Here is a 15,560-nt window from a genome sequence, read left to right as displayed (position 1 = left end):
ACCAAACGATGAAGCAATACCTGCTCAGCATCTACCAGCCCGACGGCGAGGGCGTGCCCGACAACATCGACGAGATCATCCGCGATCTCGACGCCGTCAACGCCGATCTGCGGGCCGCGGGCGCGTGGGTGTTCGCCGCCGGGCTGCACGCCCCGAGCACCGCGACCGTGTTGCACGTCAAGGGCGATGACGTCCTCGTCACCGACGGCCCGTACGTCGAGGGCAAGGAACACATCGGCGGATTCACCGTCATCCAGGCCGCCGACCTCGACGAGGCCCTGGCGTGGGGTCGCCGGTTGGCCGCGGCGATCACGCTGCCGATCGAGGTCCGCCCGCTACGGGACAGCTAGATGGCCGCACCCGTGACCACCGCGGTGATCGAAGGGGTGTTCACCGAACACTACGGTCGCGCGGTGGCGAGCCTGATCCGCGTCTTCGGCGACATCGGCGTCGCCGAAGACGCGGTGCAGGATGCCTTTACGGCCGCGGTGCAGCGCTGGCCGTCGGGCGGGCTGCCACCGAGCCCGCCCGGCTGGATCATCACCACCGCACGCAACCGGGCCATCGATCGGCTCCGTCGCGAAGCCTCCCGCGCCGACCGCTACGCGCAGGCCGCGTTGCTGCACGCCGACGACGAACCGGCCGAGGAGGAGGGTGCGGTGCACGACGACCGCCTGCGGCTGATCTTCACCTGCTGCCATCCCGCACTGGCCCGCACCGCGCAGGTGGCGCTGACCTTACGACTGCTCGGCGGACTGACCACGCCCGAAATCGCCCGCGCCTTCCTGACCGCGGAATCGACGATGGCGCAACGGATTGTCCGCGCCAAGGGCAAGATCCGCGACGCCCGCATCCCCTACCGGGTGCCCGCCGACGCCGACCTCCCGGCCAGGCTGCACGCCGTCCTCGCGGTCATCTATCTGATCTTCACCGAAGGGCACACGGCGACCTCCGGTGACCGGCTCGTCCGCGCCGACCTGTGCGCCGAAGCGATCCGGCTCGGTCGGCTGCTCACCGAACTCATGCCCGATGAGCCGGAAGCCGCCGGGCTGCTCGCCCTGATGCTGTTGACCGAGGCGCGCCGCGCGGCCCGCACCGCCGCGGACGGATCCCTGGTGCCGCTGCCGGAGCAGGACCGCGGCCGGTGGGATCGCGAGCGCATCGCGGAGGGTCACGCCATCGTGCGAGAGTGTTTGCGCCGCAACCAACCTGGGCCGTATCAGATCCAGGCCGCGATCAACGCCGTGCACACGGACGCCCCGATTTCGGCGGCCACCGACTGGCCGCAGATCGTGCAACTCTACGACCAGTTGGCGGCACTGACACCGAGTCCGATCGTGGCGCTCAACCGTGCGGTCGCGGTGGCCGAGGTCGACGGACCGGCGGTTGCGCTCGCGTTGCTCGATGATCTCGACTTCGGAAAGTACTACCTGTATCACGCGATTCGGGCCGATCTACTCGAACGCCTCAGCCGCACAACGGAAGCCGTGGCGGCCTTCGACGCGGCAATCGCCCGCACCGAGAATGCCGCCGAGCAAACCTTTCTCACCCGCCGCCGCGAAGCATTGGCCGACCGCGGCTGAATGGGCCGCTACCATCCGTTGCCCCTGTACCCAGCCCCTCGCAACACCGCGCATATCGACCAGCCGCTCCACATTGTTGACTACCATCGAGATGAGCGGCCGATGGCCGAAAGGGGGTCGCTATGTTCGAGAGATTCTCCGATCAAGCCCGCCGGGTAATCGTGCTGACCCAAGAAGAGGCGCGCGAGCGCGGCCACGACTACATCGGCGCCGAGCACATGTTGCTCGCGGTCCTGCGCGCATGCGAGATCGGTTCCGCGGCCACCACCGCGCGCGCACTGGCCGAGCTGGGGATCGATCCGGCGACGGCCCGGGCGCAGATCGCGCTGACCCCGGGGGCAGCCGACCACGGCAAGTCGGGCCACATCCCCTTCACCAAGCAGGCCAGAAAGGCGCTGGAGAACAGCCTGCGGGAAGCACAGGCGCTCAACCACGTGCACATCGAACCGAGCGACCTGCTGCTCGCGCTGACCAGCACCGCCGACGACGATCCCGAGACACCCGTCGGCACCGCCGTCACCACGCTGGGACTCACCCACGAGAAACTGCGGCGGGCCCTGCTCGCCGGCGCGAGGTATCAGACCCCCGCCACGGTCACGCCGCACTTCACCATGCAAGCGCAGAAGGCGTTGGTGCGCGCCGAAATCGAAGCGCGTAAGTCCAACAAGACCAGTGTCGATACCGAGCACCTGATGCTCGGGGTCCTCGCGCAGGAGAACGAGGTCGTGCACGCCGCGTTGCAAGCGCTCGGCGTCGATCCCCAGCAACTCAGCACCGAAGTACTCAACCGCCTACCACGCGACGAGTAACCGCGCCGCGCGCTGATCGGGCTGCGGCGCACAGGTTCGCCCACCGCGCCCGAATCAGCTGGCGATTTCGTACGCAGCGACAGAGAACGTGCGCGGTGCGCGCCGAGCCGGACCTACCGCGTCAGTGCTTACGCACTACACGTTCACCCTGACCCGGCTTCCAGATGGTGATGTCGAGGTGGTCATCGCTGACCTCGACAGTGGAGGCGCTGCTCAGATCCGCGACGTAGAAGTGGCCGAACTCTTGGCCGCGGATATCGAACCCGGTGTCGTCGAACAGTTTCTGCGCGAAGCGGACGTGGACTTCCTTGTCGGGGAGATCGACGACAGTGCCGAACAGTTTGGCGTCGCCGTCGCTCACCTTCGTGTCGATGGTGGCGGTGTGCAGGCAGAAGCGTGGATCGCGAGCCAGATCGCGGAACTTGGTGGTGTCGGGCATGCCCGAGATCACCAGCATGTCCTCGAAGATTCGCGGCTCCACCGGGCTGATCCGGGGAAACCCGTCCGAACGGAGGGTGCCGAGCATGCACAGGTTGCCGGTAGCGGTGTACCTGCGCACGAAGAGCTCGGCGATGTGCGGCGCTTCTGCGGTGAATTCGCTCCAAGTGGTCATGTTCTCGACAGTACGATCAATCCTTGACATCTTCTGTCAGGTTTTCTGGCTAATCTCGACGCATGCGAGCGAGTCGACTGTTGCAGCTGTTGCTGATCCTGCAAACACGCGGCCGATCCACCGCGGGCGAGCTCGCCGAGGAGCTCGAGGTGTCGGTGCGCACCGTGTATCGGGACGTCGAGGCGCTGTCCGCGGCGGGCGTGCCGGTCTACAGCGAGCCGGGCCGCGCGGGCGGTGTCCAGCTCGTTGACGGCTACCGGACCCGTTTGACCGGCCTGACCACGGACGAGGCCGACGCCGTCCTGCTCGCCGGATCCCCGGGCGCGGCAGCTGATCTCGGCCTCGGCACCGTCCTCGCCACCGCACAACTCAAGGTCCTCGCCGCACTGCCACCCGAATTACGCGGCCGCGCAACCCGAATCGCCGAACGGGTACACATCGACGCACCAGGCTGGTTCCACCGACCCGACGAGACGCCCACCCTGAACACCGTCGCCGACGCCCTCTGGCACGACCGCAGACTGCAAGTCCGATACGGCCGCAAGGACAAGGTCGTCGACCGCACCCTCGACCCACTCGGCCTGGTAATGAAGGCAGGCACCTGGTATCTGGTCGCACGAGACAGCACGGCGATCCGCTCCTACCGCGTCAGCAGGATCATCTCCGCCGACCTGACCAGCGAATCCTTCACCCGCCCTACAGATTTCGACCTGTCATCCCATTGGTCAACGGCAGCAGACGATTTCGCACAATCGATGCTCCGCGTACGCGCCCGCTGCCGAATCGCCACCACCCACCTGCGAATGCTGCGACTGATGAACGAACCGGCCGCGGTCGCCGAAGCGCTCGCCACCGCGACCGAACCCGACACCGAAGGCTGGGTCGAACTGACCCTCCCCTCGGAGTCATACGAGGTCCTCGCCCACGGCCTCATGCCCCTCGGCGAATACGTCGAGATCCTCGATCCTCCTGAACTACGCGCACGAATGGCGGAAACCGCAGCCCGCATGCACGCGCTGTACCACGACTAGCGGCAACTCAGGACGTTCCTAAGCATCTGCATTCTGAATGGCCACGACGTCCGTGCTTGTTCAACAGGTCCAGTCGAGCACTGGCGCAAGGGAATTGGCCTGGGCCGATGCGGGGATCAGACGCAATGCCGTGTTTCGGAGGGCGACGACCGGAGGTGACGACAGCTGGGCGATGGTGCCGATGCGACGGGAGCGGGTGACGAGCATTTGCGTGCGGGGCCTGCGCTCCTGGTCATACCTGGTCAGGTCGGCGTCTTCGGTGGCGACTCGGGCGAGGATGACGGCGTCTTCGAGGGATTGGCAGGCGCCCTGACCCAGATTGGGGGTCATGGCGTGTGCGGCGTCGCCGAGGAGGGCGATGCGGTCGGCGACATAGGTTTTCCGGGCGGGGAGGTCGTAGAGGTCATGTTTGAGGACGGCGGATTCCTCCGCGGCGGCGAGTAGGGCCGAGATCGGATCGTGCCAGGTGCCGAAGCGGCGGCGTAGCTCGGCCAGGCCACCGCCCGGGGTGCCCGCGGGCATGTTGGCGCAGGCGAAGCAGTAGACGCGACCGTCCGATAGCGGGGCGAAGCCGAAACGTTCACCACGACCCCAGGATTCGCCGAGCTCGGTGATCGGCTCCGCAGGAGTGACCACCAGCCGCCAAGCGGTGTAGCCGCTGTAGCGAGGCTCGATATCGCCGCTGACCGCGCGCCGCACCACGCTGCGAAGGCCGTCGGCGCCGACAACCAGGTCGCCCTTCGCTGTGCCCGCAGAGTGAGTGACAGTGCCGTCGGTCCGCGCCGCCGTCACCGAAATGCCAGTGCGCAGCACCTCTTCCGGGAGTGCCGCGTGCAAGATGTCCAGCAGATCGGCGCGATGCAGCACGATCGGACTGCCGAATCGCGTACGGATCGCTTCGCTGTCGACGCGAGAGATCCACCGCCCCTTGCTATCCCGAATGCCCGCCGATCCCTCCTCGATCGCCCGCGCCCGCACCTGATCACCGAGACCGAGCGCATCCAGTGCCCGAAGCGCATTCGACCACAACGAAATCCCCGCCCCGACCTCGGCGATACTGCCCGCCCGCTCCAGCACCTCCACCTCCCACCCACGCCCGATCAATGCGACAGCCGCGGCCAGCCCACCGATACCCCCGCCGACGATGATCGCCTTGGACATCTCGCAACCCCTCCCGCTCGGATAGTCACGAGCGTAAGCCGCAACGCGGTTCGCGAGTATGACGCTCGTCTCGCGGATCCGTTGATCTCACCCAACACCTCATCTAGGTCGAACCGACGTATCGTCCGACAGGTTTCGGCCTCATCCCGCCCGCCCTCTCGGCGATGATCGGCCGGTACCCGGCCACTTGTCGGGCTCATTGCCGTTAGACCCGATCACCGGTATGTCATGGTCGTCGGCGCTCGCCTCGTCGTCCATGTAGTCGAAGAACTCGATGAACCCACCTTCGAACGCCTGAATTCGTGAGAGCCACACCATGTTCCGCCCCTTCGCTCGGTCTCTGGTAGTCGGCAGGTCAAAACCAGGATTGCTCCGGTTCCGGACCAGCCCTGAGCGCCTGCCCACCGACGCTATGAAGCCCGGAACAGCACGTCTACAGGTTTGATAGAACTTGCCGAGCTGCAGCCATCAGGGCACGAAACCCATTGGGTGGCGGGATCATGATGAACAGCATGGAAAACCGTGCACACTGTTCGATAGGGGCAAGATCATGCATTTGAAGTTCCTCGGCAAAGGCGGGTCCGGCAATAACGACTGCCCAACCCTGTACGCCACCGATCATGGCTATCTCGCGCAAGGGTGGCGGACCAGCACATGCAACTACTGACCGGCAATCCGTGGCCTGACCTGTTCGGGCAGTGCCAGCGGGAAGCGTTCCACTTGGAGGTCAGAGACACCTATGCGGTGCCGAACGAGTCGGAACCCTTGCGGCGCTTCCTCGACGGCGAACCCGACGACAACGCCTGGTTCCAGCCATGGGGACGGCTCGTGCAGGAGACGACGAGGCGGGGTGTGCGGGTGACTCGCGTCCGCGTCGTCACTGTCCCACACGTCGACTATCAACGGTGGCTCCTCGCACTGACGGCGTTGAACGCTGAAGCCGGCGAAGACATCCGCTACATACCTAGGCATCAGGTCAGCGCCGACCAGGTGCCAGCGGATGACTTCTGGCTGCTCGATGATCGTCGGGTGGTGTTCAACCTCGTCGACATCAACGGTCGGGCGGCAGGGGTATCTGCACTCACCACAGACCCCCGGGTTGCCGACTTCTGTTCGACCGTGAAGCAAAGCCTTTGGCCGCTGGCGATCCCGTACCGAAACTATGTTGCCCGGCGTGCGGTAGATATGCAGCAGTGACCAACAGTGTTCCTGACGCGCGGGAAGCTCTCGGGGCGCAGCTTCGCGAGATTCGCCGCAGAGCCGGAATAAGCGGGCGTGAACTCGCACGCCGATCCGGGTGGCATGAATCCAAAGTATCGAAAATCGAATACGGCAGAGTTAAACCCTCCGATGCTGACGTTCGCGCCTACTGCGAGAGTGCGGGTGCGAATGATCAGCTCCCAGACCTGCTGGCGACCGTCCACAACATTGACACCGCATACATGGAGTACCGGCGCCAGCACGCCGCAGGACTCAGGCAAGGTCAACGAAAGTCCGTCAAGCTTGCCGAACAATCGAAGCAGATGCGAATCTATCAACCGACGATCATTCCCGGCATACTTCAAACCGCAGAGTACGCCGAGGGCGTACTTACCCACTCTGTCGCCTTCTATCGACTCCCTGACGACGTCGACGAGGCAGTCTCCAGGCGTATCGAGCGGCAACAGTTCCGCTATAAGGGCGACAGACGTTTTCATATCCTTATAGCTGAGCAAGCGTTGTCGACCCCGGTTGGCAGCGTTCAAGTGATGACCGGGCAGTTGGACCGACTCCTTGCCGTCACTGGGTTGCCTCGGGTTCAGTTGGGGATCATTCCGGCTGACGCCGAGCCGCCCATGCAGGCAACCAACTTCGTGTTGTTCGACAATTGAGGCTCCCCCCAAGCAGTGGACACCGATTTAGCGGGATCGCGGTCCTGCTGGAAGGATGTCCAGTATGTCATCGTCTCGGAAGCGCCGGTCGTTCACGGCCGAGTACCGGGTCGAGGCCGCGCATCGGGTGATCGATTCCGGTCGCACGATCGCCGCGGTGGCTGGCGAGTTGGGTTTGCATGAAAGCCTTCTCGCTAAATGGGTCCAAGACGAACGCCGCCGGATAGCGGCGGCCGAGGTACACGGCGAGCAGCCGTTGAGCCCGGCCGAGCGGGCAGAGTTGCTCCGGTTACGCAAGCAGGTCAGCGAGCTGGAGAAAGACGTCAGTTTCCTAAAAAAAGCGAGCGCGTACTTCGCGGCGATGCAGCAGAACCGGCCCGGTTCGAGCTGATGGCAGCGCAGTGCGCCGCCACCGAAATCAACGGCAGCACAGCCGATATCACGCGCATGGCGCGGTTGTTGAGTGTATCGACCTCAGGGTTCTACGCGTACCTGAAGCGGAAGACGGCCCCTGTGTTGACCGATCGGCAGCAGCGGCGCGCCGACTTGACGGTGAAGATCCTTGCCGTCCATAAAGACTCCGATGGGACCTACGGGGCTCCGCGGATCACCGCCGAGCTGCGCGATCGCGGTGATCGGGTGTCGGAGAAGACGGTCGCGGCGATCATGGCCGAGATCGGGCTGGCCGGGATCAGCCCGCGCACCTTCAAGGTGCGGACCACGATCGTGGACCCGACCGCGTCGTTCCCGGACGACCTGGTGCAACGTCTTTTCGACCAGGGCCGTGTAGACGCAGTCTGGGTTTCCGACATCACCTATCTGACTTGCGGTGAAGGCGATATGTACCTGTGCGCGATCAAGGACGAGCATTCCAAGAAGGTGCTCGGCTGGACCGTGGCCGATCACATGCGGACCGAGATGGTCACCGACGCCGTGGACCGGGCGGTAGCGGCGCGTGGCGGGTCGTGTGCGGGCACGGTTCTGCATTCGGACCGAGGTAGCCAGTACACCGCCAACGACATGGCTGCCGCCTGCGATCGGCACGGTCTGCGCCGATCCATGGGATCGACCGGAATATGCTGGGACAATGCCGGCGCGGAAAGCCTGTGGTCGACATTCAAACACGAATACTACTATCGACACACCTTCGCCACCAAAGCGGAACTCGTTGCAGCAGTTGACAAATGGATGAATTTCTACAACAGTAGAAGACGCCACTCCACGATCGGGATGCTCAGCCCCGACAATTATGAGCGGTCACTCCTCGCGGCCACTTCGGCCGCATAACCCCCCGTCCACCATTTGGGGGGAACCTCAAATCGCTTGGCCACAGTCGAGGCAGTCACCGCAGAGCTGACAATCACACAGCCACGCGAGATCGCAATCTACGGTCGTTTGTTCGACATGCTGGCGTCACGGTCAGTTACCGGAGGCGCGGCTCGTACCTTGATTGCTGCGGCCCTCGCGCGGCTTCGAGCGCGAGAATAGCTCAGATACCACTGAACGCGTCTCCAGCTAAGCCTATCGCCGATGAACCCCCATCGAAATGCCAAGGACGGAAAGGGCTTCCACCGTGCAGTACCGGCCTACTGACGAGCCCAACCTGTGGCCAAGGCTGTTCTCCGAGGCACAGCTCTACGCCTTCCACCTCGAACAGCGCGACTCGTACGCCGAGCCCGCCGAGGCTGAACGAATCAAGCGCTATCTCGCCGGTGAGGCGCCCCCTGCCAGCACTAACCGTGAATGGCCGGACCTCATTCACGACGCCACCGGGCGAGGCGTAACCGTTTCCCGAATCCGTGTGGTCACAGTGCCCCACACCGACTACCACCGCTGGCTACTGTCCGTGACGAAGGTCCGGGTAGACGATGGTGAAGATATCCGCTATCTGCCACGTCACCTCACCAGCGAGATTCCGCCCGATGATTGGTGGTTGTTCGACGGAGCCAAGGTCGCCTACAACCTGGCGAACGAAACCGGCGGTCCAGCTGGGCTGGCGATAACCACCGATCCCCAGATAGCCGAGTACTGCACTGACGTGAAAGATCGCCTACAGGAGCTCGCCATTCCGTACACGGAGTACGTGAAAAGCGATTTCGCGCGGAAGTGACGAAAGATCCCCGCCGACGTCTGAGACGCCGATGCGGGGCTGGACTTGGTGGAGCAGCTCGTCCGAGTTGACGGGCGTGCGCTCCACCAGTTGTCCAGCCCCGCACGGGACTTCGGGGGTCAGCTGACGATGGCGAACAGGATTGCTGCTACCGCGAAGCTGACTACGGAGAGGATGGTTTCCAGGACGGTCCAGGTTTGCAGGGTTTGTTTCACGGTCATGTTGAAGAACTTCGCGATGATCCAGAAGCCGCCGTCGTTGACGTGGCTGAGGATGATCGAGCCCGCGGCGATGGCCATGGCGATCAGGGCGATCGACATCTGCGAGTAGTCGTGGCCGGTGACCAGGGGTGCGACGATGCCGCCGGTGGTGACGATGGCGACGGTGGCCGAGCCCTGGGCGATGCGCAGACCGCAGCTGATGATGTAGGCGAGGACGATCACGGGGAGCCCGGCCGCGGACATGGTGTCGGCGAGGGCGGTGCCGATTCCGGTGGCGGAGATGACCTTTCCGAAGAAGGCGCCCGCACCGACGACCAGCAGCAGCATGCCGACCGGTCGCAGCGACTCGGCGGTGAGCTCGCTGAGTTCCTGCACGGTGGATCCGCGGCGCACGCCGAGCACGTAGAAGGCGATGAGCACCGCGATGAGCAGGGCCACGGCGGGTGTGCCGAAGAAGGTCAGCACCTGGAGCAGCTGAGAGTCCTTGTCCAGCAGCTGGGTACCGAAGGTCGCGCCCAGGATCAGCACCAGCGGAATGGCGATGATCGCGCCGATCAGCCCGACCGACGGCGGAGTGGTCGTGACGGGCCGCTTCGTGGCGACGCCGCCGGAACCGTCGGAGACCCGCTCCCCCTCATCGGGAGCGGTCTCCGTCTCCTCGTCCTTGCGCACGAGGAACTCGTCGGGCACCTCGACCTGGATGCGCTTGCCGATGTAGCTACCCCACACGATGCCCGCGGCGATGAATCCCGGTATGCCGCAGACGAATCCCATCAGGATCAGCCAGCCGAGGCTGACTCCGAGCAGACCACCCAGCGCGACCGGACCGGGGTGCGGCGGCAGGAACGCGTGCGTCATGGACAACCCGGCCAGCATCGGCATGGCGTACAACACCAGCGAACGCCCACCGCGCTTGGCGGCCACGTAGATCAGCGGCGCGAGCACGAAGATGCCGATGTCGAAGAACACCGGGATACCGAAGATGAGCCCGAGCAGGCCCATGGCGACCGGAGCACCCTTCTCGCCGAACAGGTTCAGCAGCTTGCCGGTCAAAACGTCGGCGCCACCGGACCGTTCGAGGATCGCGCCGAGCACCGTGCCTAGGCCGATGATCACCGCGATGTGCCCGAGGATGCCACCGAACCCGGTCTCCAGGATGGAATCACCGGCCTTGATCGCCGTGCCGACGATCTTCGACACCGGTAGGCCGGCGGCGAGCGCCAATGCCAAGCCGGTCAGCAGCAGCGCGATGAACGGCTCCAGCTTGACCTTGATAATGGCGAACAGCAACACGGCGATCGCGAGCCCACAGAGCACAAGCAGCCCCGGGGTGGTAGTGCGCAACCAATCTACGGTGGCACCCATGGTGGACCTCTCAATTCATGGATCGAACGAACGATGCCGCACGCGAAGCGATTTCGGACCAGCGGCCCGCTGCGACATCGGAAGGGGCAACAACGTCGGTTCCGGCCGTGACGGCAACTGCGCCCGCGGCCAGGAATTCGGCGGCATTACCCGCGTTGACGCCACCCGAAGGGATGAGCGCCACGTCAGGGAACGGACCACGCAGGTCCTTCAGATAGCCGGGGCCAAGAGCCCTGGCGGGGAAGATCTTCACCGCGGCCGCACCGAGATCGAGTGCGGTGAGCACCTCACTCGGCGTGAAAGCGCCCATCACGACGGGGATGTCGTGCTGCGCGGCAACCTCGGCTACATCCACGCGTAGACCCGGCGTGACCAGGAACTGCGCACCGCTGTCGATGGCGGCCTTGGCTTGTTCACCGGTGAGCACCGTGCCGACACCGAGCACGGCGCCCTCGGCCGCTCTCGCCGCAGCGAGGTAGCCGAGCACGCCCGGGGTGGTGAAGGTGAGCTCCAACGCCCGAATCCCGGACGAGGCAAGCGCTTCGGCGAGCGCCACCGGATCGGGGATCTCGGGTGCGCGAACCACGCTGAGCACGCGGTCAGCGCGGATGACCTCCATGGCCGAGGTACTCAATATGTCTCCTTCCGCGAAGCGTCCATGCGCAGCGCACGTCCGGCGAGAGTCCCGGTGGGCGCGCCGTTTTCGATGGCGAACGCACCGTTGACGAGCACATGCCGGATACCACGCGCCTGCTGTTTCGGATTGTCGAAGGTAGCGGTGTCCTCGATCGTGGCCGGATCGAACACCACCAAATCGGCGGCGTACCCGGTGAATACGAGCCCACGATCCCGCAGCCGCAACCGATCGGCGGGCCGACCGGTCAGGTGGTGCACACAATCCTCGAGTTCGAGCACGCCCAGTTCGCGAACGTAGTGTCCGAGGTAGCGCGGGAAGGTGCCCCACGCGCGCGGATGCGGCCGCGCCGGTGCGAGCAGTGCGTCACTGCCGCCCATATGCCCGGGGTGCACCATGATCGCGCGCACGTTCTCCTCGTGCCCGACGTGCTGCAAGATGCTGGTCGCGAACTGGTCGCGCCGCAGCAGATCGAAGAACACCTCGACCGGCGCCATGCCACGCTCGTCCGCGATCTCGTCCACCCGCTTGCCGACATACGCGTCGAGCTCCGCGTTGGCGACACCGCTGATCTGAATGGTCTCCCATTCGACGGTCACACCGTGGCAGCCGTCGGACCCGTTCACGTTCACATCCACGGCGATTCGCGCCCGCGTCTCGGCGTCGTCGAGCCGGGCCAGCGCCGCATCCGGGCCACCGGACATCGCCCAGCTCGGCAGCAGCGCCGAAAGCGTGGTCGCACCAGGCAGATACGGGTACGTGTCCAGGGTGATGTCGCAGCCCTCGGCCCGCGCGGCATCGATCAGCGCCAGGAATTCCGGTGCGCGCCCGCGGTTCACGTGGAAGTTCATCGTGGCGTGAGTGAGGTGCAGCGAGCACCCGGTGGTGCGGGCCAGGCCGATCATCTCGGCGTAGGCCTCCAGCGCGCCCGCGCCGTACGAGCGGGTATGCGGTGCGTAGAAGCCGCCGAACTCGGCGACCACCTTGCACAGTGCCGCCAATTCCCCGGTGTCGGCATACATTCCGGGCGTATAGGTGAGCCCGCTGGACATGCCGACCGCGCCCTCGCGCAACCCCTGCGCGAGCAACTCCTGCATCTGACCGATCTCGGCCGCCGTCGCCGGGCGCTGTTCCGCGCCGACCACGAGCAACCGCAGCGTGCCCTGCGGCACGAGATAGGCCGCGTTCGGCGTGATCCCGCGATCGAGCCGATCCAGGTACTCACCGACGGTGCGCCAGGAGAAGTCGAGATCGCTGGGATTGCCGTTCCACCCGGCGATCTGCCGCCGCACCACCGCGAGGGTGGCGTCATCGATCGGCGCGTAGGACAGCCCGTCCTGCCCGATCAGTTCGGTGGTGATGCCCTGGCTGACCTTCGGGAAGTGCCCCGGTTCGGTGAGCAGATGCAGATCCGAGTGGGCATGCATGTCGATGAAGCCCGGGCACAGCACCGCGCCCGGCCCCGCGTCGATGATCCGATCGGCTCTGGCGATGCTGCCCGGATCGGCGATGCGCGCGATGCGCCCCCGGTCGATGAGCACGTCGCCGCGGAAACGGGATGCGCCGGTGCCATCGATGATGTCGATGTCGCGAAAGAGTAGGTCCGTCATGGTCTTCGGCTCGTCAGAAGAACGTATGGAGGAGGTCGACAACCCGCGGCGACGGCGCGTCGGCGTCATCGATCACCGGGATGAGCCGCCACTTGTCGAAGGCGGTACACGGGTGCGACAGGCCCAGCCGCACCACCGCACCCACCGGCAGGTCGGTGCCCGCGGGCAGCCGCAGGAAGGTGTGCTGGTCGTTGAGCGCGGATACCGTCGCGGCCGGATCCAGTGCCGAAGCTTCTTTTCCCGCAACGTATTGCGGCACCGGCAGCCCCTCGTCGTAAGGCAGATCGCGCTTACCCGCATCCAGCAGCGCCAATTCCGGCTCCGGACGGGAGACGGCACGCGCCCAGCCGTGCATGGCCGACCGCAGCGGCGTATCACTGCGGGACGCGGTGAACGGGGAGATGCCCGCGTAGAAGCCGTCGTCGTGAATGATGTACGCCCCGGAGCGCAACACGATCGAGGTCGGAACACCCTCTGCGCCTTGCTCATCGGCGAGACCGGCCAGTCGTTCGACGACCAGGTCGGGGTAGGCACTGCCGCCCGCAGTCACGATCGCGCCGTCCGGATACTGTCCGCCGGCCGCGATTTCACGATGCAGGCGGGCGAGTTCGTCGAGGTAATGCCGCACCGTATCGGTGGCCTCGGACGTGCGGTCATGCGCGAGCGCGCCCTCGTAACCGCCGACTCCGGCCAGCGTCAACCGCTGCGCGTCCGTCACCGCCGCGGCAACAGCGTGCGCCTGTTCCACGGTGCGGGCGCCGGTACGACCATGTGGCCCACCGAGTTCCACGAGCACTCGAACGCGCGCGGTACCCGACGCGGACCGCAGGTGCTCATCCATCAGCTCGACCGTCTCGACGCTGTCCGCCCAGCAGACGAACTCGAAGGTCGAATCCTTCGCCAATTCCGCGGCCACCCAGTGCAATCCGACCGGATCGACCAGCGCGTTGGCCAGTAGCACCCGGCCGACGCCAAAGGAACGCGCCACCTGCACCTGCCAGATGGTGGCCAGCGTGATCCCCCAGCAGCCCGCAGCCAGCTGCTGCGCCCACAGCTGCGGCGACATGGTGGTCTTGCCGTGCGGCGCGAGTTGCACCCCTGCGGCACCGACCCATTCGGCCATCACGGCGATGTTCGCCTCGACGGCCGACCGGTCGATGGTCAGCAGCGGCGTCTCGAACTGATCGAGACTCGGTGCGGTGGCGAGGAATTCGCGCACGGTGCGACCCCAGGCAGCGGGCGGCAGCCCTTTGTGCTCGGGACCGAGAGTCCGGTCTCCGAGTCCTGCTACGACATCGTCGTCGATCGCCACGGCATTCCTTCCCAGCGAATTCGCATCATTATGCATAGCCTCTTGCTATTGCACATTTTGCAATGCTTGTTGCGCATCGTGTTTCGTGTGGTTATTCTGCACGGGATGGCCGGTGGCCGCAAGCACAGGAAGGAGATCGGTGTGACGTGGCCTACGTCGACCCGCTCACGAGCGGTAACTGTCGGCGAGGGACTCGCGGTGCTGGTGGCGCAGCCGGGACCGCTGGAGGAGTCGGAGATCTTCGAACGGACCGCGGGCGGCGCGGAGGCGAACGTGGCCACCGTGCTGCTGCAGCTGGGTGTCGACACCGCTTGGCTGTCCAGGGTGGGCGACGACGGTTTCGGCCGATATCTCGTCGCGCACCTCGCGGCGCGCGGGGTCGATGTGTCGGCGGTCGTCACCGATCCCACCCGACCGACCGCGGTGTACGTCAAGGAGCGCGGTAGTGGCTCGGGCAAGGCCACCGATCTGGCCGACCGGGCCAGCCGCATGCTCTACTACCGGACCGGCTCCGCGGCCAGCGCGCTCTCCCCCGCCGATCTGGCGGCGACCGCGGCGGCCCGGCTGCTCGAACACTGCGACCTGGTCCACTTCACCGGGATCACCACCGCGCTGTCGGCGTCGGCGACCGGGCTCACCGAGGCACTGCTCGCGCTCCCCCGCGACGGCAGGCTGGTCAGTTTCGACCTGAACTTCCGGCCCGCACTCTGGGCTGGCCGCGTCGAACTGGCCGCCGAGGTGCTCGCGCGCCACGTGCGCGGCTGCGATGTGGTGTTCCTCGGCGCCGACGAGGCCGGTGCGGTCTTCGGCACCGACGACGCCGACGAGCTGCGCGCGCTGTTCCCCGAACCCGCGCAGCTGATCGTCAAGAACGACGCGCACACGGTCACCGGATTCGCCGGCACCCAGCGCGTCGAGGTGCCCGCGCTCGGGCTGGAGGTCACCGAACGGATCGGCGCGGGCGACGCGTTCGCCGGCGGCTACCTCGCCGCGCTGCTGCACGGACGCCCGCTGGTGCAGCGGCTACGCTTCGGACACCTCTGTGCCGCAGCGGCATTGACCGGCACCGGCGATGGCGCCGAGCTGCCCGCGCCCGCGATACTGGAACGACTGGCCACGGTGGACGAAAACGCCTGGGCCGAGCTGCATTACAACGACAGCGTCATTCAGAATGTGGCCTCATGAACGAGCGTCAGCGAGTGAATCAAACACACAGCGTGCCGTGGCGCATGACGGAGTC

At 65.8% G+C, this 15,560-nt stretch carries 16 protein-coding genes and 1 pseudogene; 10 read left to right on the top strand and 7 right to left on the bottom strand.

Annotated elements, in window-relative coordinates; genetic code table 11:
- Positions 1–8 precede the first annotated feature (8 nt).
- The 3 genes from ACQPW1_RS17200 (at position 9) to ACQPW1_RS17190 (ending at position 2,392) form a co-directional block, all read left to right on the top strand.
- Positions 9–350, top strand: a complete 342-nt coding sequence (locus ACQPW1_RS17200; RefSeq protein WP_433663692.1) for a YciI family protein — start codon at positions 9–11, stop codon at positions 348–350.
- The gene (locus ACQPW1_RS17195) at positions 351–1,583 is read left to right on the top strand and encodes an RNA polymerase sigma factor (RefSeq protein WP_433663691.1); all 1,233 of its coding nucleotides are present in this window, start codon (positions 351–353) and stop codon (positions 1,581–1,583) included. It begins immediately after the preceding gene.
- A 122-nt stretch (positions 1,584–1,705) separates the two neighbouring features.
- The gene (locus ACQPW1_RS17190) at positions 1,706–2,392 is read left to right on the top strand and encodes a Clp protease N-terminal domain-containing protein (RefSeq protein ID WP_433663690.1); all 687 of its coding nucleotides are present in this window, start codon (positions 1,706–1,708) and stop codon (positions 2,390–2,392) included.
- Positions 2,393–2,513: 121 nt separating this feature from the next.
- Here the strand turns inward: ACQPW1_RS17190 and ACQPW1_RS17185 are convergent, their stop codons facing one another.
- Positions 2,514–3,005 (bottom strand): pyridoxamine 5'-phosphate oxidase family protein, encoded by a 492-nt coding sequence (locus ACQPW1_RS17185; protein WP_433663689.1) that lies wholly within the window; start codon positions 3,003–3,005, stop codon positions 2,514–2,516.
- A gap of 62 nt (positions 3,006–3,067) precedes the next feature.
- On the opposite strand from ACQPW1_RS17185, the gene ACQPW1_RS17180 reads away from it, so the two are divergent.
- Positions 3,068–4,036: a helix-turn-helix transcriptional regulator gene (locus ACQPW1_RS17180; protein ID WP_433663688.1), complete on the top strand. Its 969-nt coding sequence runs from the start codon at positions 3,068–3,070 to the stop codon at positions 4,034–4,036.
- Between the two features lie 60 nt (positions 4,037–4,096).
- Here ACQPW1_RS17180 and ACQPW1_RS17175 read toward each other — a convergent pair whose 3' ends face one another.
- Both ACQPW1_RS17175 and ACQPW1_RS17170 read right to left on the bottom strand, forming a co-directional pair.
- Positions 4,097–5,197, bottom strand: a complete 1,101-nt coding sequence (locus ACQPW1_RS17175; protein ID WP_433663687.1) for an FAD-dependent monooxygenase — start codon at positions 5,195–5,197, stop codon at positions 4,097–4,099.
- A gap of 141 nt (positions 5,198–5,338) precedes the next feature.
- Positions 5,339–5,515 (bottom strand): hypothetical protein, encoded by a 177-nt coding sequence (locus tag ACQPW1_RS17170; RefSeq protein WP_433663686.1) that lies wholly within the window; start codon positions 5,513–5,515, stop codon positions 5,339–5,341.
- A gap of 336 nt (positions 5,516–5,851) precedes the next feature.
- Here ACQPW1_RS17170 and ACQPW1_RS17165 point away from each other — a divergent pair, with 336 nt between their 5' ends.
- From ACQPW1_RS17165 to ACQPW1_RS17145, 5 genes and pseudogenes are all read left to right on the top strand, one after another.
- Complete coding sequence (locus ACQPW1_RS17165) at positions 5,852–6,394, top strand: DUF6879 family protein (protein ID WP_433663685.1); 543 nt, start codon at positions 5,852–5,854, stop codon at positions 6,392–6,394.
- Positions 6,391–7,068 carry a helix-turn-helix domain-containing protein gene (locus tag ACQPW1_RS17160; protein ID WP_433663684.1) on the top strand — a complete coding sequence of 226 codons (678 nt, stop codon included), beginning with the start codon at positions 6,391–6,393 and terminating at the stop codon, positions 7,066–7,068. The genes ACQPW1_RS17165 and ACQPW1_RS17160 overlap by 4 nt, the downstream gene beginning before the upstream one ends.
- Before the next feature lie 55 nt (positions 7,069–7,123).
- A pseudogene (locus ACQPW1_RS17155) lies at positions 7,124–7,375 on the top strand (transposase); the annotation flags it as partial.
- Complete coding sequence (locus ACQPW1_RS17150) at positions 7,267–8,355, top strand: IS3 family transposase (RefSeq protein WP_433653973.1); 1,089 nt, start codon at positions 7,267–7,269, stop codon at positions 8,353–8,355. The pseudogene ACQPW1_RS17155 and the gene ACQPW1_RS17150, both read left to right, overlap by 109 nt.
- 259 nt (positions 8,356–8,614) lie before the next feature.
- Positions 8,615–9,178 carry a DUF6879 family protein gene (locus ACQPW1_RS17145; protein ID WP_433663683.1) on the top strand — a complete coding sequence of 188 codons (564 nt, stop codon included), beginning with the start codon at positions 8,615–8,617 and terminating at the stop codon, positions 9,176–9,178.
- A gap of 119 nt (positions 9,179–9,297) precedes the next feature.
- On the opposite strand, the gene ACQPW1_RS17140 is transcribed toward ACQPW1_RS17145, so the two are convergent.
- Genes ACQPW1_RS17140 through ACQPW1_RS17125 form a run of 4 tightly spaced genes read right to left on the bottom strand, consistent with a single transcriptional unit; the run spans position 9,298 to position 14,356 of the window.
- Positions 9,298–10,764, bottom strand: a complete 1,467-nt coding sequence (locus ACQPW1_RS17140; protein ID WP_433663682.1) for a GntP family permease — start codon at positions 10,762–10,764, stop codon at positions 9,298–9,300.
- 10 nt (positions 10,765–10,774) lie between these two features.
- The gene (locus ACQPW1_RS17135; RefSeq protein ID WP_433665266.1) at positions 10,775–11,383 is read right to left on the bottom strand and encodes a bifunctional 4-hydroxy-2-oxoglutarate aldolase/2-dehydro-3-deoxy-phosphogluconate aldolase; all 609 of its coding nucleotides are present in this window, start codon (positions 11,381–11,383) and stop codon (positions 10,775–10,777) included.
- A gap of 11 nt (positions 11,384–11,394) precedes the next feature.
- A complete protein-coding gene (locus tag ACQPW1_RS17130; RefSeq protein WP_433663681.1) occupies positions 11,395–13,008 on the bottom strand; it encodes an N-acyl-D-amino-acid deacylase family protein in 1,614 nt (537 codons plus the stop codon).
- 13 nt (positions 13,009–13,021) lie between these two features.
- Positions 13,022–14,356, bottom strand: coding sequence for an amino acid deaminase (locus ACQPW1_RS17125; RefSeq protein WP_433663680.1), 1,335 nt, complete (start codon positions 14,354–14,356; stop codon positions 13,022–13,024).
- Positions 14,357–14,461: 105 nt separating this feature from the next.
- Here ACQPW1_RS17125 and ACQPW1_RS17120 point away from each other — a divergent pair, with 105 nt between their 5' ends.
- A complete protein-coding gene (locus ACQPW1_RS17120) occupies positions 14,462–15,505 on the top strand; it encodes a sugar kinase (RefSeq protein ID WP_433663679.1) in 1,044 nt (347 codons plus the stop codon).
- Positions 15,506–15,560: the final 55 nt, after the last annotated feature.

The organism is Nocardia sp. CA-128927 (assembly GCF_050955855.1).
Classification (GTDB): domain Bacteria; phylum Actinomycetota; class Actinomycetes; order Mycobacteriales; family Mycobacteriaceae; genus Nocardia.
Note: the sequence above shows the minus strand (reverse complement) of the source record. Positions and strands in the feature narration are given on the sequence as shown.

What these genes read in the sequence shown, in the direction of transcription:
- ACQPW1_RS17200 (WP_433663692.1), top strand. Translation starts at nt 9, where the DNA reads ATGAAGCAATACCTGCTCAGCATCTACCAGCCCGACGGCGAGGGCGTG.
- ACQPW1_RS17195 (WP_433663691.1), top strand. Translation starts at nt 351, where the DNA reads ATGGCCGCACCCGTGACCACCGCGGTGATCGAAGGGGTGTTCACCGAA.
- ACQPW1_RS17190 (WP_433663690.1), top strand. Translation starts at nt 1,706, where the DNA reads ATGTTCGAGAGATTCTCCGATCAAGCCCGCCGGGTAATCGTGCTGACC.
- ACQPW1_RS17185 (WP_433663689.1), bottom strand. Translation starts at nt 3,005, where the DNA reads ATGACCACTTGGAGCGAATTCACCGCAGAAGCGCCGCACATCGCCGAG.
- ACQPW1_RS17180 (WP_433663688.1), top strand. Translation starts at nt 3,068, where the DNA reads ATGCGAGCGAGTCGACTGTTGCAGCTGTTGCTGATCCTGCAAACACGC.
- ACQPW1_RS17175 (WP_433663687.1), bottom strand. Translation starts at nt 5,197, where the DNA reads ATGTCCAAGGCGATCATCGTCGGCGGGGGTATCGGTGGGCTGGCCGCG.
- ACQPW1_RS17170 (WP_433663686.1), bottom strand. Translation starts at nt 5,515, where the DNA reads ATGGTGTGGCTCTCACGAATTCAGGCGTTCGAAGGTGGGTTCATCGAG.
- ACQPW1_RS17165 (WP_433663685.1), top strand. Translation starts at nt 5,852, where the DNA reads ATGCAACTACTGACCGGCAATCCGTGGCCTGACCTGTTCGGGCAGTGC.
- ACQPW1_RS17150 (WP_433653973.1), top strand. Translation starts at nt 7,267, where the DNA reads ATGGGTCCAAGACGAACGCCGCCGGATAGCGGCGGCCGAGGTACACGG.
- ACQPW1_RS17145 (WP_433663683.1), top strand. Translation starts at nt 8,615, where the DNA reads ATGCCAAGGACGGAAAGGGCTTCCACCGTGCAGTACCGGCCTACTGAC.
- ACQPW1_RS17140 (WP_433663682.1), bottom strand. Translation starts at nt 10,764, where the DNA reads ATGGGTGCCACCGTAGATTGGTTGCGCACTACCACCCCGGGGCTGCTT.
- ACQPW1_RS17135 (WP_433665266.1), bottom strand. Translation starts at nt 11,383, where the DNA reads ATGGAGGTCATCCGCGCTGACCGCGTGCTCAGCGTGGTTCGCGCACCC.
- ACQPW1_RS17130 (WP_433663681.1), bottom strand. Translation starts at nt 13,008, where the DNA reads ATGACGGACCTACTCTTTCGCGACATCGACATCATCGATGGCACCGGC.
- ACQPW1_RS17125 (WP_433663680.1), bottom strand. Translation starts at nt 14,356, where the DNA reads ATGCATAATGATGCGAATTCGCTGGGAAGGAATGCCGTGGCGATCGAC.